The organism is Vibrio sp. YT-17 (assembly GCF_033337375.1).
Classification (GTDB): Bacteria; Pseudomonadota; Gammaproteobacteria; order Enterobacterales; family Vibrionaceae; genus Vibrio; species Vibrio alginolyticus.
The window spans coordinates 13007-37214 of record NZ_JAWOQP010000007.1; the positions used below are offsets into that span (position 1 = coordinate 13007).

The 24208-nt window shown below is 41.9% G+C and carries 19 protein-coding genes; all 19 read right to left on the reverse strand.

The features are described 5' to 3' along the window. Positions 1 to 6 precede the first annotated feature (6 nt). Positions 7 to 1140 (reverse strand): exonuclease SbcCD subunit D, encoded by a 1134-nt coding sequence (locus R7F67_RS08635; protein ID WP_005375971.1) that lies wholly within the window; start codon positions 1138 to 1140, stop codon positions 7 to 9. Between the two features lie 358 nt (positions 1141 to 1498). Next, complete coding sequence (locus R7F67_RS08640; protein WP_017633638.1) at positions 1499 to 2338, reverse strand: hypothetical protein; 840 nt, start codon at positions 2336 to 2338, stop codon at positions 1499 to 1501. Beyond that, entirely contained in the window at positions 2339 to 2629 is a 291-nt protein-coding gene (locus tag R7F67_RS08645) for a PAAR domain-containing protein (RefSeq protein ID WP_005375969.1), read from the reverse strand. Positions 2630 to 2640: 11 nt separating this feature from the next. After that, complete coding sequence (gene tssI, locus R7F67_RS08650) at positions 2641 to 4476, reverse strand: type VI secretion system tip protein TssI/VgrG (protein ID WP_258475817.1); 1836 nt, start codon at positions 4474 to 4476, stop codon at positions 2641 to 2643. A 49-nt stretch (positions 4477 to 4525) separates the two neighbouring features. Further along, positions 4526 to 5005 carry an Hcp family type VI secretion system effector gene (locus tag R7F67_RS08655; protein ID WP_005375967.1) on the reverse strand — a complete coding sequence of 160 codons (480 nt, stop codon included), beginning with the start codon at positions 5003 to 5005 and terminating at the stop codon, positions 4526 to 4528. Between the two features lie 208 nt (positions 5006 to 5213). Continuing rightward, entirely contained in the window at positions 5214 to 7781 is a 2568-nt protein-coding gene (gene tssH / locus R7F67_RS08660) for a type VI secretion system ATPase TssH (RefSeq protein WP_054576745.1), read from the reverse strand. Positions 7782 to 7791: 10 nt separating this feature from the next. Next, positions 7792 to 8757, reverse strand: coding sequence for a type VI secretion system baseplate subunit TssG (gene tssG, locus R7F67_RS08665; RefSeq protein WP_005375963.1), 966 nt, complete (start codon positions 8755 to 8757; stop codon positions 7792 to 7794). After that, positions 8754 to 10577 (reverse strand): type VI secretion system baseplate subunit TssF, encoded by a 1824-nt coding sequence (gene tssF, locus R7F67_RS08670; protein ID WP_053303679.1) that lies wholly within the window; start codon positions 10575 to 10577, stop codon positions 8754 to 8756. The genes tssG and tssF overlap by 4 nt, the downstream gene beginning before the upstream one ends. Next, complete coding sequence (gene tssE / locus R7F67_RS08675) at positions 10574 to 11038, reverse strand: type VI secretion system baseplate subunit TssE (protein WP_017635621.1); 465 nt, start codon at positions 11036 to 11038, stop codon at positions 10574 to 10576. The genes tssF and tssE overlap by 4 nt, the downstream gene beginning before the upstream one ends. Before the next feature lie 7 nt (positions 11039 to 11045). Beyond that, positions 11046 to 11840: a type VI secretion system accessory protein TagJ gene (locus tag R7F67_RS08680; RefSeq protein WP_017635622.1), complete on the reverse strand. Its 795-nt coding sequence runs from the start codon at positions 11838 to 11840 to the stop codon at positions 11046 to 11048. 10 nt (positions 11841 to 11850) lie between these two features. Beyond that, a complete protein-coding gene (tssC, locus tag R7F67_RS08685; RefSeq protein ID WP_025767712.1) occupies positions 11851 to 13362 on the reverse strand; it encodes a type VI secretion system contractile sheath large subunit in 1512 nt (503 codons plus the stop codon). A gap of 52 nt (positions 13363 to 13414) precedes the next feature. Next, complete coding sequence (tssC, locus tag R7F67_RS08690) at positions 13415 to 14908, reverse strand: type VI secretion system contractile sheath large subunit (RefSeq protein ID WP_005375950.1); 1494 nt, start codon at positions 14906 to 14908, stop codon at positions 13415 to 13417. Then, a complete protein-coding gene (tssB, locus tag R7F67_RS08695; protein WP_005387524.1) occupies positions 14908 to 15438 on the reverse strand; it encodes a type VI secretion system contractile sheath small subunit in 531 nt (176 codons plus the stop codon). The genes tssC (R7F67_RS08690) and tssB overlap by 1 nt, the downstream gene beginning before the upstream one ends. 15 nt (positions 15439 to 15453) lie before the next feature. Further along, positions 15454 to 16569, reverse strand: a complete 1116-nt coding sequence (gene tssA, locus R7F67_RS08700) for a type VI secretion system protein TssA (RefSeq protein ID WP_017635624.1) — start codon at positions 16567 to 16569, stop codon at positions 15454 to 15456. After that, positions 16562 to 17356, reverse strand: a complete 795-nt coding sequence (locus tag R7F67_RS08705) for a PP2C family protein-serine/threonine phosphatase (protein WP_054576746.1) — start codon at positions 17354 to 17356, stop codon at positions 16562 to 16564. The genes tssA and R7F67_RS08705 overlap by 8 nt, the downstream gene beginning before the upstream one ends. Before the next feature lie 9 nt (positions 17357 to 17365). After that, the gene (tagF, locus tag R7F67_RS08710) at positions 17366 to 18061 is read right to left on the reverse strand and encodes a type VI secretion system-associated protein TagF (protein WP_033907013.1); all 696 of its coding nucleotides are present in this window, start codon (positions 18059 to 18061) and stop codon (positions 17366 to 17368) included. Beyond that, the gene (gene tssM / locus R7F67_RS08715) at positions 18043 to 21561 is read right to left on the reverse strand and encodes a type VI secretion system membrane subunit TssM (protein WP_054576748.1); all 3519 of its coding nucleotides are present in this window, start codon (positions 21559 to 21561) and stop codon (positions 18043 to 18045) included. The genes tagF and tssM overlap by 19 nt, the downstream gene beginning before the upstream one ends. A 16-nt stretch (positions 21562 to 21577) precedes the next feature. Continuing rightward, on the reverse strand, positions 21578 to 22870 hold the full coding sequence (gene tssL / locus R7F67_RS08720) for a type VI secretion system protein TssL, long form (protein ID WP_033907010.1): 1293 nt from the start codon (positions 22868 to 22870) through the stop codon (positions 21578 to 21580). An 11-nt stretch (positions 22871 to 22881) separates the two neighbouring features. Then, positions 22882 to 24207: a type VI secretion system baseplate subunit TssK gene (gene tssK, locus R7F67_RS08725; protein ID WP_158155211.1), complete on the reverse strand. Its 1326-nt coding sequence runs from the start codon at positions 24205 to 24207 to the stop codon at positions 22882 to 22884. Between the last annotated feature and the right edge of the window lies 1 nt (position 24208).

The following is a 24208-nucleotide window of genomic DNA, read 5'->3' on the forward strand; positions in this document are numbered from 1 at the left end:
TGGTCCCTATTGCTGTGATAATTGCTTAATAATGTCAGTAACAGCTTGCTCTTGCTCTTTAGACAACTGGCTATCTTGCGCCTCAATAAAAAAATCTCGGAACATATCAATTTCGCTTCGCGCCAACTTTGCTTGCGCCATTTCCTGCTCTACCCCAATTAACATGCCAGGTTTCTCAAGGTGTAAAACGTTTGGATACACTGAACGAAGTTTTTCCATTGGGTTTAAAATCGCATGTTTATCCATCAAACGAACTAACAAATAATCTTCATTCTTGGGGTCTGTTTTCCCTTGCTCAATAACTTTATCCAGCTCGCCCTCTACAATACGCATTTCATGAGGAGCCGTAAGATCAATATGCTTTGCAGAAACGAATCCTTTCTTGTCCAGTTCAACTAACGTGAAACCTTTTCTCTGGTTCTGTTCACCAAAGCTATACTTCATGAGAGAGCCAGAGTAACGGATATGCTCTGCGCCTTTCTTTTGAGGCTGATGCAAATGACCAAGTGCGACGTAGTCAAAATCTAAGAAGTGTTCATGACTCACGCGATCAGAACCACCAATAGATAATGGTCGTTCAGAGTCTGACTCGATAGCCCCATCAACAAAACAGTGACTCACGAGCACGCGCTTTTGCTTAGAGATAAAGCGCTCTTTAATTTGCTCAACAAGCAATTGATGAGCCTCATCATGAGTGGATACCGAGGCTTTGTAGGCAAACCTGACCTGTTCAGGGTCGTTATAAGGCATACCATAAAACGCGACCTCGTCCGCAGAGTCCGTTTTTATGATGATGGGAGTGAGCATCTCTTCAAAGTTGCTAACAATATGGAGACCTGCATTTTTCATTTGCTCTGAGCCGAAACCTAACCTTTCTGCACCATCATGGTTGCCAGATATCAATATCATTGGTGTTTCTAACTCGGTACAAATGCGTTTCACGACTCGATTTAACAGTTCTATTGCAACCGTTGGTGGCACCGAACGGTCATAGATATCTCCCGCCACTACAACTGCATCGACGGGGTTGCGTTCAATATAGTTAATCAGTTGTTCGAGTACTGCTTGTTGATCTTCGAGTAGTGATACGTTGTGGAATTGTCGACCAAGATGCCAATCTGAGGTGTGGATAAACTTCATTCGAATTCACTTTCCGCCAATTCTATGAGTAGGCTTGCTTCTGTCAGAGTCCATGTACCGTTTATAAAAAGGAATGCGTCACGGGTGGGATCTCGAACAAACCAAAACTCAAGTTATTTTATATCGGTAAGGATATCTTGAGTCGAACAGCTTTTCATGTGGTTTGTGTTCTATGGCTGGCTATTTAATCAGAAAGCGAGAAGAACACTGTAAAAACGCGGTGAGCAAAGCTATTTTGAAAAGCAAGCTGCGCCTAGTCATTGTCCAAACATCATTAAAGGGCCAGTTTCGAGTCAATCCCCCATAACATTTGCATCACTAAAACCTCAGCTACTAGAAGGAAAAGCAATAGCCAGACCTATTCACTACGCCAATTGTATATTACTCCTACCGCATAGCCATCTGACTCGATGTCGGCTTGCAACACGTGAAAGTCTGGGCAGGGGCTGCTTCTTTGAAGCTCATCAATCACTAACGCTTTTAAAACGCCGCCACATGCACCCAATCCGCCAAGTTTGATATCAACAAATTGATACTGAGTTTGATCGGTCACCCACGGAGACAAGAATTGCATTGAGTTTAACCATTGCGGTTCTTCCTCATTAACGGATAAATACAATTGACTGAGTGGATGTTCACAACTTACTCCTAATTGCTTAAACACTTTGTCCACGGCGATGCGTTGTTGTTTGGCATCTAAATCAATTCGAACAACATCAGGCACAAGACCTGAATGTCGAAAAAAACACTTGGTTAAAATGATAGAGCTTTGAGGTTTGACATGCCCTTCTACATCACTCGTAACCTCTATAGCCAGTATCCAAGTCGCTTGCGTTTCATTAACTTCACGATTTATCCGATTTAGTGCCATCAAAAATGCAGCTTGGCCATAAGGATAAAAGTAAATTTCAGTATTGACAGTTTGGTCAACGAAAATAGAAAGCTCGCTTATCAATGCTTTAAGCAAACTTTTGTCCACCGAAGATGGTAAAAGAACACAGAGATTCTCCTTGATATCAGCTTGCTCAAGACTCTCGCGCTCAGAGCGCACGAGGCTTAATATATGCTCATCTATTGATTGAGCAAAGTCAGGGGGTCGGATTTCCTCGGACAATCTAAAAGAATCATCAGCTATCTCGCGAACGGTGTGTGAACGGCCATTAAAGGATAGAAGATGCGTTTGAAATGCGAGTGGCATCTAGCCTCCGATTAAAACCGTAGGCATACCAGATAGAATTTTGCCACCATGAGACGTTGAATCGCCGACTCTCGCGGCTGGTTTACCGTTGATTGTTACGCTAGAAGAACCTGCTGAGATACTATCCGGAGGACCGATACAAATAAGCTTGTCGCCTTGTCTTGCCGCAGGTATCCCGCCAATCGTTACGTTTGGTGAACCAACAACGACGGGACCACCGACATGCGGTATCTTTCCTGTTTTTTTAGGGCAAAGATGAAAGCTGCCCAAAATTGCGGCTGGTTTACCCACTTTAAATCACCTTAGTTCAATGAAATTTGCCCAGCTTTAAGAGCAATAGCTGAGCCGTTAATGGATATTTTATTACCTTTGATATTGATTTCTCCAGAGCTAGACATCTGAATAGAAGCACCACCTACTTTGATCTCGACGTTCTTTCCTGCATTAAAAGACAGTACTTCACCCGTTTCATTCGAAAAGTTTTTACCTACTTTCAAGCTCGCGTTCTGACCAACCTCTTGATTAACATCATTGGTCACTTTTTCGGTTTTACTGTTTTCAACGGCGATATCAACACAGTCTTCAACTAGCATTTGGAACAGTTTTTCAGCATGAAGATAAATGTGCTCTTCACCAGGCTTATCATCGAAGCGCAACTCATTAAAACTGGATGTACCTTTTTGTACAGAGCGTGATTTATAACCACTCTGAGAACTTTGCTCTGGTAAAGCGTAAGGAGGGAGTTGACTACCGTTATATAGTGACCCCGTAACGATTGGTTGATCAGGGTCTCCGTTAACAAACTCGACGATGACCTCTTGTCCGACTCTAGGGTGAAACACCGACCCCCATCCGTTACCTGCAATATTTTGCGCAACACGAATCCAACATGAACTATTTACATCGTATTTACCAACACGGTCCCAGTGAAACTGAACTTTGATACGGCCATGTTTGTCTATGTAAATTTCACCATCTTTGTTCCCCGTAACTACTGCGGTTTGCAAACCTTTCATCTGAGGTTTCGGGTAGTTAACTGAAGGACGCAGGATTGTCTTTGAGTCAACACAACTAAACGAGACTTTGACACCTTGCGCACCGGTCCCACCTTGACCAGTCTGGTTATAAACAGCAGCAGACAAAAAAACAGAAGACAGTACATATTCTTTGCCGACTCGAGATTTATCTTCATGCTTTTTAAACTTGAAGCACTTGCCCACACTGAATGTTCTGCACGTAGCCTCGCCACGACACAAATATGCATTTTGCTGTAGTGCTTCTATTGCATGCGTGTTTCTTAGTGCGTATTGATCATTGCTCTCCATTTCACCCATGTATTCAAAATACTCGCTTCCAGGTACTGTAAAAAAATCACTTTCACCCTTTGCAGTATTTTTAGGATTCGAAGAAGGCTTGAGCATGTTATAGCCTGACTTTTGACTCGCTTTAGTAGTCAGAATTTGCGTTTCATGCCAAGAAGAAATGTGGCTAGATTTCGCCGTACCTGTATCAAAATCGACTAAAAACTCAGTACCCGGCTTATAAAAACTGATGTCATCAAAAATACTGAGCGTATGGGCAGACTTAGTATGTGTAAAACAAAATGATAGCCCCTCCTCCGATAACAGACGTCGAACAAATTCAAGATCTGATTCTTCATATTGTACTTTGTATGTGTATTTAGGATAGGACTTGGTTAACTCAAAACTAAAGGCAACACTATGCTCCGATAGTACTTCAGAGATAATTTCCTTTATATCTTTATGCTGAAATATTCTGCAATTTTTTCGATATTCAGCGAAACGTAATTTAGGCTCTATTAATAATTCTATGTTTTTATAATTTTCGCCTTTATGTGTATTAGAAACCCTTTTCCCTTCTAATCTTGCAGCAGAAACATAACCATGCATATAACGAGGATTTGAAGAAACATCCTCATTATTTTCAAGGGTAATGGTAACTTCCTTACCAATAATTTCGTTTAACTCACTTCGTTGATCATTAAAGTAAGCTTTAGCACGCAATGAAAAAAGTTCTGAGATCTCTTCTCTATACTCAAACGAGTTTAGTATGATGGCATCTTTACCGAATGGCGAAGAAATTCGGATGAAATTGTTATCTTGAGTTGCTCTTTTCATTAAATACTTCTTTCAAAAAAATGCGGAGGAATACTCCCCCGCATGAAAATTACATTTGTTGACCTTTAACACCGCTGTAGCCGTATACCAATGGAGCAGAAGTGTTGTTCTTATCGTCAGTAGGAGTCACTGTCATCATCATTTCTGTGTAAGAAATTGTGATAGTTTCAACTGGACGATCGTCTTGGATAGAAACTGAGTAGTTAGAAATCATCGCATCAGTCAGTTCGATCTTCATGATCTCTTCAACCTTCTCACCCTGCTTAGTAATATGGAAAACCGCTGGTTTACCTTTACCAATCGTCGCTTCTTTAAATAAGTCAGGAGAAGAACGGTCTTGAAGTTTAGTGATAGTCAAATCATATAGACGAGTAGCGCTCGCTTCACGGTCCATCGCTGTACCAGTGTATGATGAGATCTCACGACCTACACTCCAATCTACAGATAGTAGTGTAATCAAATCTTTGTATTGCTCGGCTGTTGCCTCACCCTTAATATCTGCGTATTTAAGATACGTATTAGACTGCATGCTAATCTCCTATAGCATTATTAATTGACATATATCGTAGTAATTTAATTATCTGACGTTTGGTGATAATTAGTGATTAATGTATCAAAAACTTCATTTTAAATACGCCCTGTTATATCTTTAAATAAGATTTAATTTAAGCGTTTTTTATAAAAAATAATAGTTAATATGAACCAACTCCCAATTATTATTGAGAGTGTAAAGGATGTTAAACTATTGAGACATCAAGTCCACTAGTTGTACCTTTAACAATAATTTCATCAAACGTCTTATCATTAAGAATTGCATGCAATATTTCATGAGAAATCTTCGGAAGCAATGTATTTTCTATGGTTGTTTGTACCACACGCGCACCACTCCCAGACTCATTGCTATTGTCTACAATATCATTAATTAGTTCCTCATCAAAAAACAGGTCAGCGTTATAGTGCTTACGAATACGAGTCGTAATTTTATCCAACTTTAATTTTGTTATTTCTATCAATACTTTTCTTGATAGAGGCAAATAAGGTAATACGTTCACACGCCCTAAAAATGCAGGTTTAAAGTCGACCAACAAATCATCGCGTAAAGCATCTTTTAGTGCTGACGGCTCAGGAGATAAATCAGGATCAGAATACAAAGACATCGTCGTTTCGGTCCCTGTGTTCGCGGTCATAATAATAATAGTGTTTTTAAAGTCTATATCTCGACCTTCACCGTCTTTAATTGAGCCTTTATCAAACACCTGATAAAAAATATCTTGAACACCAGGGTGCGCTTTTTCCATTTCATCGAGGAGAATTACACTATAAGGTTTACGTCTAACAGCTTCAGTCAGTACACCTCCTTCTCCATAACCGACATAACCAGGAGGAGAACCTAATAGCAATGAGACTTTATGCTCTTCCTTAAATTCTGACATATTGATAGTCGTGACATTTTCTTCACTACCATACACTTTCTCTGCAATCGCCAAAGCCGATTCGGTTTTACCCACTCCGCTTGGTCCGGTCAGGAGAAATACACCATTTGGTCGTGTCTCATCCGTGAGCTGCGCACTCGCGGTTTTTATCACTTCAGACATGAGCTCTAAAGCGTGATCCTGCCCGACAACTCGCTTACACAAACTTTCTTTCAAACCCAATACTGCTTGGATTTCATCATCCTGAAGTTTACCCAACGGTATACCGGTCCAATCCGAAATAACTTCTGCGATTAGCGCTTCATTTACATGCGAAAAAACTAAGGGCTGTGAGTTAGCGGAGAGGTTATTTTCAAGCTCTTGTAACTTGTCTCTCGCAGTCTCAGAACCCTCCTGGATTATTTGGGTTCTAAGTGACTTAGCTTCACTTACCCATTCTTTTTCTTTTTCCCAAAGTACTTCTAATTCAATAATGTCATTAGATAGCGCATCAATCTCTTTTCGGACACTTTGCAGCTGCACATCAAGAGATGCTCCTAGCCGATTCTCTTGGCTAAGATGCTCATACTCAGCTTGCTTTGCTTTAAGTTTATTTCTTTTCGCATCTAGGCCTCCCGGTGTAGATGACTGACTTAACGCAACTCGAGAGCAGGCCGTATCCAAAACAGAAACCGCTTTATCTGGCAGTTGACGACCATTAATGTATCGAGCTGAGAGTTGGACCGCTGCATTGAGAGCTTGGTTAGTGATATGAACATCGTGGTGTTGTGCCATTACATCAAGTAAGCCTCGTAACATTTCGATCGCGAGTTCAGGGGCAGGCTCATCAACCTTTACGACTTGAAAACGCCTAGTTAAAGCTGCATCTTTTTCAAAATACTTTTTATACTCTGCCCACGTTGTTGCTGCGATCGTTCTGAGTTCACCTCTCGCTAATGCTGGCTTCAGAATATTCGCCGCATCACCTTGGCCCGCTTGCCCACCACCGCCAATTAGGCCATGAGCTTCATCAATAAACAATATAATAGGCTGTGGAGCGTCGTTTACTTCCTTAACAAGGTTCTTAAGCCTGTTTTCAAACTCACCTTTCATGCCTGCGCCGGCTTGCAGTAACGCCAAATCCAGAGACTTAATTGCCACATTTTGCAGAGCGGGAGGTACATCGCCATCAATGATCTTTTGCGCCAAACCTTCAACAACGGCTGTTTTTCCAACACCAGCTTCTCCCGTAAGAATCGGGTTGTTTTGTCGGCGTCTTAATAAAATATCGATCATTAGGCGAATTTCATTATCTCTACCAATCACCGGATCTATTTTACCTTCCCTAGCTTGCTCAGTAAGGTCTGTTGTAAATTGATTCAAGGCGGAATTCGCGTTTGACTGCGCTAAGTCATTCGATCTTGATTGAGGCGCATTACTTTCTTTAAAGTTCAATAAGCGAGATGGTTCTATCTTGTTTAGTTCAGGACTAATCGAACCAGCCATGTTGACTAACGTATCATCAGACAAGTAGGCAAATAAAAGATGGATGCACCCCAACTGTTCTTGATTGAATTCAATGGTTGCAGACAACAAGGCATTTTGCATAACAGTCACCGTATGAGCTGATAGCCCAGGCACCGACTGGCATCCTGTTTTGTATTTTTCTAATGCCTTTTGAATATCGGTTTCAACCTTGATTTTATCGACATCAAATTCGTCAAAAACTTCAGAGTAAATATCGTCAGGATGGCGGATAATCATCATTAACCAGTGAGACATTTCAATACTGTGATGAGTTCGGGAGCTTGCCATAGCAGCTGCCTGTTCAAGCGTTTCCTTAGCCTGAGGAGACAATCTTTCGACCAACGCTGAAAGTGAGAGTGAAGCCATTACATTTCCTTTAAATAGTAATTGTTATAGTTCGATCTTTTGTACGTTCGTGTTTTTTAAGCACAGAACCAATACCTAACTGCCCCTGCTGTTTCGATAAACAAGCTTGTGGTAGCAAACTATGTTTGGTGGTGAGCTGCCACTTCAGTTGTTTATGTTTTCCAATCAACTCATAAGCAGCGTTCTTAATGATTGCTATATTGGGTTGGTTAGGAAGCAATTTACTAACTAGCTGTTTATCTTTTGGCAGAAATTCTATTGTTGTCCCCGCGTTGATGTTCCATGCTTTCGAACCCAAAGACGCTCCTAAACCAAGTTGAGCAAACTGCCCTTCAGGCATAGTTCGGGATGCAAGGCGTGTTTGCTCTTCTTTCGTAAGGTGTAACCATTGTCCTTGAAATTCATGAACTTTTACTTGGCATCCAGATAAACATTCAAGAATACTTTTTAGTCCACCTTTACTTCTCACTGGTGAAGCAAACACACCACCATAGTGCCGGGACAGTGAACTCCCTTTCCCAGTTAATGCCGATTTACAGCTTTCTAACGGCGAACGCGCGCCCTGCGCATGCGCACGAGACTGAACAGTCAGCTGACTCAGTTGCCAACATCGATAATAAAGAGATAATAAGCGATGATTGAAAATATCGTAGAAGTCCACCATAGCCGTATCGCCTTCTTTTTGGCGATGTAAAGCTAATTCACTATAGTGCTGGGGAAGCACACCTTGCTCACCCGTTAGGCCTATTAAATTGGTCTCAATCTCTAACTTGCTGTCATCTATATTTTTCAGTTCACAAAGCTGAGCATTTTCAAAACCTAATGATGGATTAACCTTTAAGTTTAGCTTTTCATGCTTCGGTAACGCATCTGTTCCTATTTGCGCCTCTGCTTGCAGAACTTCGTGTTCAATAAGATGAATCGCTTCAAACAATGGATGTTGCTTTAATTCTCGATAAAATTGTTCCGCGCTCATAGCAACACCTTATCGCCAGTTAATGCGGGCCATAGGTGGAAAGACTTTCCCGTGGACTTAAGTCTTATTTCTAACTGCGTAAAAATGTTAATTTCAGCATATTGCGAGAAGTAAACAGATAAAACACTACCTAAGAGAAAGATCTGCTCTTTGGGTAAAATTTGATCAGAAACCGTCAAAATAATTTTTATACCGTGCGCAAATCCAACTTTGCCTTTCTGACTAATTCTTCCTGTAGTAGGCTCAAACTCTAACTTAGTTAAAGCATCGATTACCGCTTTCGTTTCTGCTGTCCCAGAAAATGCATAGAGATTAAGGGTCTGCTTCAAAGTTGCTAAACCATCTTCCTCGGTAAAATGGTTTAAAGTTAAAAGCTTAGTTAACTGCCATCGTGTGCTTTCATCCATTTCTGGCCGAATAGTTTCTGATAAAGAAACTAAACAACGAACAGATTCGAAATTGTCATTTACCTCCGGTAAAGATACTTGCGGCAGCCCACCTCCAAATGGAAGTTTCTGCGCTAAGTTGCGGTTACAGCACTCAGCTTCCACGTACATTAACCAGTTTTCCCGGCTATCCGGGCTGAACAATTGATGTTTTTTATCAACAAAAGAAATGTAAGTTTCTCTACCTGGCTCATCATACCCACCAGCCCAGTTCTTATCCTCACGTCTCATCAACCAATAAATCTCACTAGTGTTCGTATAATGCGTGTGCTCACCAGCGTGATAACATGGCAAATTGTGGTACGTTTTGTTCCAATTTCTCAACGTTACGTCAGAAATTGAGACAACCTCATTACTTTCAGATTCTTGGTATTGCGGAGACAAGTGGTAATCGTATTCAGTTGGTAGAATACGCTTAGGCTCCATAATACTTTTAAATAAGTTGATTACAGGCACACAACCTACCATTAAGCTTTCTTCGTCCACTTGCTTTGGAAGCCAGTCATCGTTGGTATCAAAGTAAAAATACAGTTCGAATTGCTCTCCAAGATCTAGCTCAGATAATCCAAGTTCGGTGATATCAAAGAACATAAACTTCTCAGGAAAGTGCAAATACTCAACAAGTAATCTTGCTCCTGAAAAGCTTCTTTTACTGTATGACACAACTTTCTCATCTTCTGAAAATCCCACTTCAGAAAGATGTCTTTTGGTTAAAGGACGAACTTCTTTGCCATCCACAACAACAGATAAACCAATTAGGTTTTGAAACAGCATTTGGTAGAGCTTAAAAGTCAATTGAGATTGACCGTTTAAATAGAAGCGCAGCCGTTCTATCCCCATTTCACCAAGAGGAGTCTCTTCATCTTGAGCCGTGAGCTGTACTTTCAAAACTGAATGAGCATTGCTTTCCCATCGTGAGCCAACTGGCTTGAAAGGCGCATTTTTAAAAACGCCAGAGGTCACATCAACAGGATACATTCTGACCGGATAACAAGTTCTAAACTCGCACTCATGATATCCAGGAGCACCGATAACAACTCGCTCGCCTTCTTCTACATCAAAATAAGAGGAAGTGGAGTTAGAACAGCTCATTTTAATGACTGACATTGACGGGATTGGGGCGTGAAAATCCGGATATAACTGTCCCATCAAAGACTCTGTAAACTGAGGGTAACTATTGTCTAAGCTTTGTCTAATCCTTGCTGTTAGAAATGCGCAGCCTTCTAACAATCTTTCTACGTGTGGATCGTCAACCTGTTCCTCACTAATACGAAGTCTCGCAGCGATCTTAGGATACTGCTCACCAAACTCTTGCCCTTTGTGACGCAAATAAGCTAACTCGCGATTATAGTACTTGAGAAACTCTTCACTCATTTTGCTCTACTCAGTTTCATACCTAAATTTACCGGCTCTACTTCAGAATTGAATCGCACTTCATGAATACTGTTATCAATTAAGCAAGTGGCATTTATCTGTAACCTCAATACCCTATCAATAGCGTTTTTCTCGTCCGAAATCTGGACATGAGGGTTCCTTAACCTCGGCTCAAACTCTTTAATTGCATCATGAACGATGTCGCAAAGCTGATTCTGCCCTTCTTGGCTGCTATAGGGCATTGAGGAAAAATCTGGCAGCCCATAGTTCAATATTGAATAACGAACTTCTAGAAGATCATCAGGAATATTTTTCCATCCAATACGACTATTCAGCATCGACTCTAGATCTCTAAGTAAGCTGCTCAACATCTGTTGCTGGCTTGCAGGGAAGTCTTTCTCATCTCGAGTGAGAGGATCACTATCTATCAATTTGTCGAGCAGAGAAACGGTTAACGACATGATATTTCTACGCTATTTGTTTCTGTTCTAATAATGTAGTCAAATCACAGATTGGAAGCGCTGAGTCACCGACTAACCAACATTTTTGACCCAAGCCAACAAAAGATTCTTGCTCACCAATCTGCTTCCAATCCGTTTCTCGACCTAACTTTTGCGCATCGGTCTCTGAGTCAACATATGTCAACGGCATATGGCCTTCGCCTTCACCAAGTCCATCGATATCAAACTCGACAGGTCGCCAAATACTCTCTAACAAAGAAGTAGGTGCTTTAACTTCTAGCGTATGGATGCTCGATATGGGTACAAGAAAATAGTTACCTGCTGTAGAAAACAGTTCAATGTAACCACCTAAACGATCATCAATATCTCTAGCATCTTCGTAGTTTGTGCCGTTTACGTTAAACCCTTTAATAGTGCGATGCTCTTCAATGCGATGCGATAGACGTGACGCTTCTTCGTACTCTTGATTTCCGAGAGCAAGATTAAATCGAACAAGCTCTTTAGTTAATTCCTCATCACCTAATACTTTGGCACTAGCCGCACCATTGATAAAATCCTTTCTAGCTTGAGCTGCTTTCACTAAATGTCGTAGCTGACTTGCACCAGGCAGATACTCAGGAAACAATTTAATCGATTGCATGAGCTGAGCGTCCGCACGCTCGAAGTCCCCATCAATGCAAAGAAGCTCAATGAAGGAACTTCTCAAGCTCGCATCTTTAGGGGTTGCTTTAATTTCATCAATTAATTGCTCTAGAGCGTGTTGCAATAGGCCTTGGGACAAAGCATTTTTCCATTGAGTCATTGTTATTTCCTTACACCATGTGCTCTGGTGATAATTCGGTAATTAATTTAATGCTAGATACCATTTGATCGAGTTGAAAATGCGGTCGCAAATGGATAACTGAGTAATAATGTCCAGGAGTTTCTCTTTTCTCTCGAACTGTAATTTTCGCTTCATTTAGGGGGTATTTAGCTCGAAGCTCATCAGACGCTTCATCTGATGCGGTAGTGTACTGATGTAACCAGCGTTGAAAGTCACGCTCTAGGCTTTCTGCGTCTTGATACCCACCAATTTTGTCACGCCCCATAACCTTGAGATAATGTGCGACTCGCGATACACACAATGTGTATTGCAACATCGATGTCAGTTTTGCATTCGTTGAAATATGCTTTTCTGCGTATTGTTTGGGCTTGTAGAGAGATACATTCGAGGTCATCCCCACCATATCGGTCTCAGGTATTGGAGAAATAGAAATAAAACCGCACTCAGACAATTCTTGTTCTTTTCTCTCAGAGATTTTCAAGTTTAACGGACATCTTTCACGATCATTCTTGCCATTAACACGCATCTTGCTCCTTGTAGGAGCGACGATAATACCCTGACTGTAATCGCCTTGTTTAATCCCTCGCATATGCGTGAACCAACCATGTTCCTGAAATGCTCTAATTGATACGGCAGCAAAACAGTACGCACTACTCCCCCATAGCAAATCTCGGTTGGAGTCGTAGATGTGTTCTTGAAAATTGAATTTATCATTCCGCGAGCCATCACTTTTGTATGGCTGACGGAACAAGACGTTAGGTGCAGTCAAACCAATAAATTTAGCGTCATCGTTGTCTCTCAAACTACGCCACTTTGCATAATCTTCCTGTTCAAATTGGGCCGCTATATCTCTTATCGCAGAGAGTTGAGCGAAACTATCAACACCAAACATCTCTGGCGATGCAGACATGATAAATGGGCTGAATGCTGCAGCTGCAGACTGAGAGATCTTACTCAACACAGACAGATCTCTATCAAAATAATTTTTACTAGGATCACAGCGAAGCTGATAATCTCCAACCACCACACCAAAGGGTTCTCCCCCTGCCATCCCATATTCATTTTGATAGAGCAACTTAAATAGTGCTGATTGGTCAAACTCGATGGCTTTTAAAGCATCTTTACTGATTTCATTCCATGTCGCCGTTAAAACCTTAACTTTTACAGAATCCGATGAACGAGAATCAACCTGTTCACATAAATACCTAACTCCAACCCACCCCCTTTCGAGCTGTTGAAACTCAGGATGATGTAATATTTCATTTAGTTGAGATTCTAATAGCTCATCAATGCGGTTAATTGTGTTCATCACACTATGACGAAAGCTGTCCAAATCTCTTGAACGTGTACCTTCTAGCCAAATTCGAGCTGACGATACAAGATCAGAAGATTCATTGAATCGAGTCAACCACGGGCTATCAAGTTCAGCGTAGCCTCCGGTACTGAACTCATGTTTTAGCTTGCTAGGGTCGCGAAAGTTAAGTGACACTGCTAATTCCATCTAGAACATAAAGATTGGTCATGGCTGGCCTTTCGACCAGCCAATTCGTTTCTTATCCACCTGACTGAGGGATCTTGGCCACAAGTCGCAAAGATGTAGTCAGTTCTTCCATTTGCAACCAAGGTTTCAGCCATGCTACGGCATTGTAAGAACCAGGTGCGCCAGGAATTTCCTTAACCTGAACACGAGCGTCTGCTAGAGGGTATTTCGCTCTGATCTCTTGACCACCGCCTTCAGAAGCATTGACGTAACCTAGGATCCAGCGGTTCAGCCAAGACTCAACGTCTTCTGCTTCCATAAAGCTACCAATTTTATCTCGAGCCATTACTTTCAAATAATGCGCAAAACGAGATGTTGCCATCATATAAGGTAGGCGGGCAGAAATGGCCGCATTGGCCGTTGCTTCAGGGGATTCATGGTTCGCTGGTTTTTGACAGGTTTGCGCACCAAAGAACACTGCATAGTTGGTGTTTTTGTAGTGACAAAGCGGTAAGAAACCAAGCTTACCAAGCTCCGCCTCACGTCTGTCGGTAATACCAATCTCTGTTGGGCACTTCATATCAGGGTCGCCATCATCACTCATGAAGAAATGCGTTGGCAAGTTATCCACTCGACCGCCGCCTTCTGCACCACGGATGGCAGTACAAAATCCATATTTTGAAAATGCGTCGGTTAACTTAACACCAAGAACATACGAAGAGTTCATCCAACAGTAGTCGTTATGTTCAGCGTTAACAGCAATACCTGAAACAGGATCTACTTCGAACTCTTCAAACCCAAACTCTTCGACTGGAGCGGTAGCTTGTCCGTATGGCAAACGAGCAAGGACTTTTGGCATCGTCAGACTAACGAAGCGCGAATCGGCACTCTCGCGGAACGAACGCCATTGGGCGTATTCTAGTGATTCAAATACCTTATCTAGGTCGCGTGGTTTTGACAGCTCAGTCCACTCATCAAAGCCGAATAGTGCTGGTGAAGCCGCGGACAAGAATGGAGAGAAGCCAGAAGCCGCTACATTTGACATTAGGCGTAACGACTCAATATCTTCTGGGTGGTTGGTAAACTCATAGTCTCCAATCAATGCACCATACGGTTCACCACCAGCACTACCAAACTCAGACTCGTAAACCTTTTTAAAGATCTGGCTTTGATCAAACTCAACAGCTTTGCTCAAGTCTTTATGTAGCTCTTTCTTGGTCATGCTCATCATGCGAACTTTCAGAGTAGAGCTAGTCTCTGAATTCATCACTAGATAATTTAAGCCGCGCCAAGAACCTTCGAGTTTCTGTAATTCTGGGTGATGCATTACTTCAGACAACTGATCAGAAATCTGCCTATCGAGCAAATTAATCGCTTCACGAAAAGTTACTGTTAGGTTTTTGTTCCAAGTAACTGTCCCTTTCATTGCTTCTTCAGCGAGCGTTTTAATCAGCTCCTCAGCACGAGAAGCTTCGGTCTGCTTAGTCGCACCAATAGCTTGATCTAAGAATGAAGTTGTCTGTTCATTAACTGTTGGATCTAACTGTTTTTCAGCTTCAGTCGTCATTATTCCGCTCCTTCAGTACTATCTGACTTCGCTTTCTTGTCAAGATCTAACTCGCCTGCAAGTCTTGCCAGATTGTCTGTATTGTTCAAAACATCCTCTAGGATATTTTCAAGCTCTTCTGAGCGGTCAACTTTTGTCATCAAATCACGCAGTTTATTACGCGTTTCCATCAATTGGCGTAGTGGATCAACTTGATTTACGATCGCAGCAGGCTCAAAGTCTTGCATTGATTTAAAGTTTAAATCGACCTCAAACTGTGAATCGTCATTCGCAAGCTTATTCGCAACTTTAAACTTCACCGATGGATTCATTTTTTTGAGTACATCGTCAAAGTTATCTCGATCGATCTGAATAAAACGGCGGTCTTTTAATGGCTTCAACGCTTCTGTGTTTTGACCAGCGAAATCACCCATTACACCTACAACAAAAGGCAGTTCTTTCTTAAGAGTTGTACCTTCAGTTTCAACATCATAGGTAATGTGGACACGAGGCTTCCGTACTCGTGATAGTTTCGAGTGGATACTCGTCATACCATTCTCCCTTTATTAATTTTCATTTTGTTCTGCTATGCCAACCAAACGGAAGTAGCTTTTCTTTGCATCCCCGTCGGAGATAAGTTCCGCCAGTAACTCCGGCAGAGGCATCCCACACCAACGAATAATCTGTTCGATGGAGTAAGAAACTGGTGAGTGAGGTTCACTCTCTCGGAAGAAATCAGCTACTTGCTGCAATTGTCTAATTGCCTGCTCTCGTGATTTCATGTTTGTCGCTAATAATGCATCACAACTTTGTGCACTTAACGGTTGTTCAGAAGAAGATTCATCAAGATCCTCTAGCTCTTCAATCACTGCTTGTGGTTGATTAAAACGATCTCCAAGAAGGTGCTTTAATGCCGAGTGTATTGATTCAAGTCTTTTTGATATATAAGAGCTAGGAGTCACATCACCGACCGCTTCATCTAATCGCTGACTGAATTCATTAAATGATTCCGTAGCGAACTCCAAATCCGTGATTAATTCTCGATAAAACGTATCAGAAGTCGACTTAACCGTAGTTGTAATTTCAGATAGCTCCACAGCCCCAAGCTCGACTCGATTTCGGCGCTTATCTTCGTCTAAGCGCTCAAGCTCTATAGCTTGCTGATATTCCCAATAGGCATAAGCTTGCTCCACGCCTAAGTCAGTCAATGGTATACAAGCAATTGGAAAAATAAGTGTTCCTTCACTATCGATACCATTGAGGCCAATAATCGCCGATATTCTTGTCTCAATACCATCTTCATCAGGCATTGGGTACAGATCATCCCAAAAGTTCTCAATTAAACTGGTTGCGAGTTTGTAGCCAACGCCCATACCACGAAAACCATACAATCGAGTTAGGGCTTCTATAAGCCAGGCAACAAATTCCAAATCTTTAGACTGATTCGTGAGTATTTCTGGGACATCTTCAATAAATACTCGCCATAAATTACTGTGGGTATAGATACTTTCTTCTTCTATAAGAGCATTACGTTCAGCGTTGCGGGCGGCCATACGCTGATCTTTCAACCGATAGTAAGCAGACTGTGGTGATACATCCTCTCTAGGATCAACACCTGTAGGATTTTCTTGAGATATAGGAGCCAACGCTTGTTCATACCAATCAAACATTTCATTACTCATAAGCTCTCCCTCTTAGAAAGACAGGTATTGTTGCGTCTTCTCTAGTTACTGTTTCGCACTCCGTTTGCGCTTGGCGAACTTTGATCAAAGCACAAGTTACGTTATCACTTGCGCCCCGAACCAAAGCCGAATGCATGAGCGCTAATCCAGCTTGGTTGACTGAGTCTGCATACAATGTCCGATGAATTTCATCACTCGTAAGTTCCTTAGAGAGCCCATCGCTACAGAGTAAAAACTGATCGCCGTCAGCCAATTGCCCTGAAACTTGATCAATAGTGACACTTTCGTCGACCCCAACAGCTCTGGTAATAACATTTGCAAGAGGGTGAGATTCGGCATCTTCAAATGCCAATAAGCCCTGATCCACTAAGTCCATGACTTGACTATGATCACGTGTTTTTTGGACAAAATTACCACTTCTAAGCTGGTAAATTCGGCTATCACCCACCCAAAGACAGTGGTAATACCCATCCTGAATAAACAACAAAACAAGTGTTGTTCCCATCGTTTTACCGTCTAAGTGATTTTGTGCGTATTGGTAAATTTCTAAGTTCGCTTCTTGAACCACTCTTCGGATATCATCGATATTAGTACTGGAGACATCCTGCATGTGGCGCGCGACTCTATCCACTAGCATCTGGCTTGCTATATCGCCAGCACTGTGTCCACCCATTCCATCGGCAACCACCCAAATATGCTGTTCTGTCATATCCAACAGAGCATCCTCGTTATAAGGGCGTACTTTTCCTGCGTGCGATTTAGCAAAGGTAAAATAGTTCCAATTCATTCTTCTATCCTACCAATTCCACTTTTTCCAGCCGCCATCAAGCATGGCTGAAAACTGACCAATTGAAGGGAATCCACTAGTAATGAACATGCATGGTTCAACCTTCGTTGAACCTTCAGTCCACCAAAAACATGGTTTACTCAATTTCTCTTTAATGAGGAAATTCAAAAGCGTGTTTTGATCAGTATTGCCGTGATCATGAAAAACTGTAGATATTTGGCTTTGATAAAGAAACTCCAGAGGCCTCACTTCACTTGTCACATTCGCAACGAGGTCATTTTTTTCTTGAGTACTCTTATGCCAAACATCAAAGACAAAGTCGTCCTCAAGTACTGAAAGAGCAAGAGCGGCACTGTCCTCGGTCCAAGCTCTGTCACCCCAATATTGCGCAGCTTCACCTTTTACGGCACGAGCTATAGTAAAGAAAAAGTATCTACCGCATGCATCAACACTAGGAATCATGCTACCAATGTAGGTTGAGTCTTCTAAATAGCTAATATCCAAAGCAAAGTGCCACACAGGAGCCGTTAAAAAGTGCTCATTCCAGCTTTCGCCCAGTTGTTCCCTGCTGACTGCAATAACCGCCTGTTGCCAATCATGCCAACGCTCCGAGAAATCTTGTGATAAACCATCTTTCACAAAGTCCCCTTTTGCAGGCATTTTACCGATATATCCCCAGCCTGATGTTATAAGGTTCGTGGACATCTGAACCTCTCCATTTCATTTGACCAAAACGGATTAATGGCACTAGAAGGAATAAGCTCTAGTTGCACCTTGTTTCCCTTTAAATCAATCATAACTATATTGTCTTTACGCGATTCTGGCCTTGCTTTAAGTGATTGATCCAAAAGCTTGAATATGCCCCACTCACCTTCATAGGTATGCGCAATTTCGCGTTTAGATTCAGGTGGTGTGAACACAATTCGAGTCTGATCTTGACCGGCAGGCCAACTCAACGATTTAGCTCTTGCTGGTCCATGCTTATAAACCAAATCTTGTCCACCCAACTCTAAGACAAATCGAGTAATGTGCTGGTCTAGATAAACAGGCTTCATACCAAACTCTACGCGTAATGAATTATCAGATTCAAAGAAAGACTGCCTGATACGTTGCGCTCTTTGAAAGACCATTAGTGTTTCTGGACGAACTCCAATTTCCTTTTCTAATCGCCAACGACTTTTCGAAGTATCCACAAACGGTTCGAGGTATTCTTGGAAGAATGCGTCAAGCGTGCCCCCATAACCAAAGAATCGCTTAAAGTCTTTCAATCTGACTTCTCTGCTCGCATTGGGCTCGAATGGATATCTGCCAGCAATAGTCCGCTGATAAGGACGCACCACTTGTGTTACCCAAAGTTGATTTAGATGATCCTTCGAACCGCTCTCCGCAAACTTGACCGACTCTTGAGAAAGCTCACCTAGCCATTGATTAAATGGTCTCGGCAAAAGTTCTTTAGCACGAGCAAAGGAAGCTGCGACATCTTGTGTAACGGTTCCATCTAAAATACTTTTGTAGGCAATTTTCTGATTGTTACCAGAGCTTGATAAGTCACTTAAATACGAACGCAAGTTAATCATTGCTTGTTGAATATCATCAAAGTCTTGCTCACCAAGGCGTAAAATCTCTGAGAAATGTGATTCGACTTCTTTACCTGGCAGAGCAACATTGAAACCGTTTTCTTCAGGTAAATACATGTCTAGTCTATCTGCCGTATTTGAAAACTTAACTTTGGCAACTTTACCAGCAACTTCAGAAGCGGCTTTTTGATTTTCTGACAATGATACTTTTGATAGAGCAACCTCTTTTTGGATTGCTCTCAACAAAGATTCGATTGGTCTTTCAACTCCAGATAAAACCCTCGCTTGCTCTGTCGCAAGTTCTAGGCTCGGAGCCTGCTTCAATTGAATATCTTCGATCAACGTTTTCCATTCATTAACATAATCTTGATAGTATCGAGACTGAACGCCTTGGATGGCACTATCTTGATCAATTTCATGAGCCTTAAGATCGTCACCATAAACCCAGTTCTCTTCCATTAGGCTTTTTACTGTACGGTTGATCTGAATCTGAAAAATGCTATGAAAACCATTGTACGTGTAGAAACCCGAAATGCCTTGTGATAGCGGTTTTCCACTAGCTCGCTCGAACTGCTCAAGCCCTTTAGGTCCCAATACATCAGTCAAGCGAAATGAAGGTACATGACTCTTAGAAAATTGTATTTTCATTCGCTGATAAGCACGTTCAGGTAGAGACATTTGAGTCAACACTTCTCGAGCACTCGTCACGGCAGCAGTGTTGTAAGTAAAGCCTTGTCCATCGTTGCCTAATAAATATTGAGTGTGCTGTAGCAAACGTCTTCTTAAGTCTGCGTTTAGCTCACCCGGATATTGACGTTCGAAATAAAAGTTAAACCAAGCCAACACTTCATCTTGTTGATATTTGTCTGGATTGAATAACATCAAATACGTTTTTAACGTTTCGTACAAATACTCACGATGCTGTTGATTGCTCTCCATTTCTGACACCAAGCTATCAAGAAGCAGAGGGGCGTAATATTGGGTCAAAGCATCAGAATATGCATTGTTTGCCGCCTGAGACACTTTGTCTCCCTGATAGAGACCAAACCTCTTTACAGAGTCGGCATCACCGTAGTCGCTTTGCTTTCCGAGAGGAAGCGTCATCAACTTATCTAATGTTTCTACAGCTGAAACAATATCCGCTTCAAAATCTAAACTTTGAGCGCCAATCATTGCATCAATATGGCTCGCTTGTTCATTGGTATCGACAATTAACTGTGAGTTCCACTTATAACTCATCAACCAAAGCGCAGAAGCTCCTAGCAGTAGCATTGTACATCCAATGTAAACACCTCGACGCATCCAACCTGACTGCTTTTGATAGTGACGATTAACTGTTCCTAACAGTTGCTCTTTGAAAATAACCTTGTCAAAAAGATTCTTTACGAAATAACTATGAGAACCAGTCTGACTCTTTGCTAGAGCTAAACGATTTAACCCAAGTCCATTGGTTGATTCATTCATCAGCTTATCGACTGGTAAGCCTTCTTGAACCGAACTCAACATAAACACACCACGAATCAAGGCAGGCTCTTCAAAACTGTTTTGTGCAAAAATTTCAGCTAAAAACTCGTCAAGATTAGCTTGTAGCACTCTTAATTGCTTTGGAAATTCAAAGATAAGCGCGCGTTTATCTAAATCGTCCTCAGTTTCAAGTATTCTAAGCATACGGGCATCAAGGCGCTCCAACATGCCATGAAATTCTTTGTTGAATAGAGAAATAACGCCTCTTTCATCATCCACTTCACGAGGGAACATGAAACCAAATAAATCATCTCGTTCTTCCTTACTTAAATCGGCAAAGAATTCATTGAAACCGGCAACTAAATCCATTTTGGTGAGCAATACGTAAATCGGAAACTGCATGCCTAACTGGTTTTTCAGTTCTTGAAGTCTCGACTTAATTGCTCGAGCATGAAGACTTCGCTCGGTTCGAGTCTGAGACATCACGCTGGCTAAACTTATCGTAACAATCGCACCATTAATTGGTCTTTGCGTTCTATACTTTTTCAACAATCCTAAGAAACCATGCCACGCTTTAGAGTCGACCTTTTCTTGACTGTCTTGTGTCGTATACCGGCCAGCCGTATCTATAAGAACTGCTTTATTTGCAAACCACCAATCACAGTGGCGAGTGCCACCTACACCGGCAATAGAGTCAGAGCCAAGGCTGTCTCCTAATGGAAACTCTAACCCCGACTGCTTTAATACGGTTGTTTTCCCCGTTCCAGGAGGGCCAATCAACACATACCACGGTAAGTCATACAAGCTTCTCTTGCCTTTGTGTGTTTTCGTCACTACTTTGACAGCTTGCTCAATACGCTCGCGCATTAAGTCAATTTCACTTGCTGCTTCTTTATCTGATTGGCTATCAACCTCAAGCAACGTTTGAATACTTTCGTCTTCTTTCACCTTTTGCTTATGCTGCTTGGTAACGTTAAATATCGCCCAAAGCAACACCAACACTAGAATAGTGACTAGCCGTTGAAAGTCACTCTTTAGGGGCTCATATCCCGCTATCGCAATAAGTGGACCAACAACCCAAATGAAAATAGAACAAGCAGCGACACCGATAAGACCGAGAAACCATCTTTGAGTAAATATTCTGCCAATTTCTTTAATACGCATCTCTATCTACCTATTATTAATTCGCGACAAGAAGGTCGATTTCAATCCGGCGGTTAATAGCTCGGTTTTCATCACTACTGTTTTCAACTAATGGTCTTGCATCCCCCAATCCCTCGGGTATCACTCGCCCTTCTAATGCACTATTCGAGATCAGTTGTTCAGACATAGCAGTGGCTCGAGCTAATGATAGGTGCCAGTTCGAGGGATATTTACTCGTGAAAATAGGCCTATCGTCGGTGTGACCAGTAACAATGATCTTGCCTTGGGTCGACTCCAATGTTCTCGCAAGCTTAGAAATAACGGGTTGGATGTAAGCGACAACATCAGCACTACCTGATTCAAATAGATCTTGAGACTTTAACGAAATTCTTACCCTGTCTTGCAGCGGCTCAACATTGATTAGCCCCTTACCGATCTCAGTTGCTAGATACATTGAAATCTTTTCTGCAATTGGCGCTGATTTTGATTCTGACGTTGCATCTTGGTTAAGTTGTTGCGGTTGAATCAAATTGACTAATTGAGAAAAGGTGCGATTGGATGCCTTATTTAGCTCATAGCTAAAATACATATATATGCAGACCAATAATGCCGCCGTTACAGAACATACAACCCAAAGAGGGGCTCTATCAGAAGCCTTTGAGCCATTCAAAATGTGTTGGTCGATACTATTACTTAGCTCCTGAGGGACTCCTCTCCCATAAGACTTAAGAGTAGCAATAACCTGTCTTCTCAATTTCCGGTGCGATTCCAGTCCATTTTTTTCTAAACGGTATTGACCCAGAAACCCGAGAGATAAGCACACATACATTAGTTCAAGCAAATCTAAGTTCGCATCTGGTTTCGCCATGCACTTATCAAGATGCTTAAAAAACGCTTCCCCACCTTGACTGCTAGCATAGAAGGAGCTAAGTAATGAATCGTGACTCCAGAATGAATGCCCACCCCAATTGGTGTTAAGGACAACTTCATCTAGTGAACAGCATAAACAATAACGAGCTGTATCAATGGTATCCAAATCAACGTCATGCTGACGTAATCGGTTCTCATAATCTCTAAGCTTTTGTGCCAATGTCTCTTTTAGAAACAACGGATCGGAATGAGTCGCTGTCGACCGAATTTGACCGATAATAGATAACAGGCCATTCGCCTCTGCTAGTAGAGAGTTATTCCCATAAGCGACCACTGAATCATTGTTCACCAATTCAGGGCTTTTTGAGATAACTACGGTATTATCCACAGACTTTTCTGATTGTGGTTTCGATGCGGGAGCTCTTCCACCCGGTGTTGGTTTTACTATCGTTTGTTCCATACAGAGCGCGCCTATTTATTAATACTCCAAAGCTCAAGTTCAGCATTCGGAAAATGCCCTGATAGGTGAAGCGCAATACCGCCACTATCTTTTAGCCTCATCCAAAATGGCCCTTTCTTGACAACTTCGAAATAGACATAACCCGTTTGGTAAGGAATCTGTCTCGGGACGACACTCAACGGCACTACGTTTATACCGTTGATCTGATTATTAATTAGATCGCGAATCTGTTCTGCGGGGCCAAACTTGAGTTGCGCTGGGACCAGGCGTCTTATTTCATCTGTTGTGGTATCTGCTTTAATTGCTAGCACAAATTGGCATGACTCAAGCAAGCGTTTATCTGGAAGTGGCGTCACTTGAATACCGTACTGGCGAGGCTCCAACGGAAGTTTGGTCGCAGTTTGGTCAAGAACAACACTGAGGTACTGACTGAGTATCTGATTCAACTCGCTATAGACACTTGATACATCTAAGTGATCATACGCAAGCAAACTTGGGACTCTTTTAGTTTTATTAGAAAAAGTGGCTAACTCACCAATGTAACCTTTAAGTGTCGTCGCTAATTCCAGTGGATGTAACCTATCTAACTCACTGAAATGCTTTAACTTAGCCTCATATCGGTTCAGCATTTGGAGCATGATGAAATCAACAGCAGATGCCGATGCAGATTTACCCTTAATCAAGCGCTGCGCAATAACGTCAGCACGCATCTTTGTCATCGCGATAACGTTACGTAGATAAGCTGACATAACTTTGTCGCTAAGGAGGTTGATAAGCGGAGGAACGTACTCATCGTCTAGTATAACTTCCCCTTCAGGAGTTACCTCTTTGATCCTTAAGATAGGTAACTCCACATAACCCGCTAATTTGTCATTACTCGCTTTCAACTCTAGGTTAAGGGCTGCAACTTGGATGGTTTCTTCATCTTGTCCTGTAAGGTTATCTATCACGTCGATATCTTGAAGTACATAACGAGAGACGATCGATTCGCTTACATCCGAAACGTTTTTACCTGTAACACTTGAAAGAGGGAGAGTTATTTTTACTAACGTATTTTCAGTGTTTTTATCAATAAGTAGAGGCGAAACTGAATCGTTGGATATTAACGTATTAACCAACGTCATATCTGGCAAAACAGCTTCAAGATGCTCAAGTTCAATAAGACCATCTTTTAGCGCGTGTTTTTTTACTCGACATTTCCAAACTCCCCAATTGTAAGCCCCACCTAACTGATGTAAGCCCTTGAATTCTTGAGAGGTTGCGCGTTCTTGTTGTTGGAAGTGCTGGGGACGTAAAAACATTCCTTCGCACCAAGCCGTCTTGGAGTATTGCGTCATT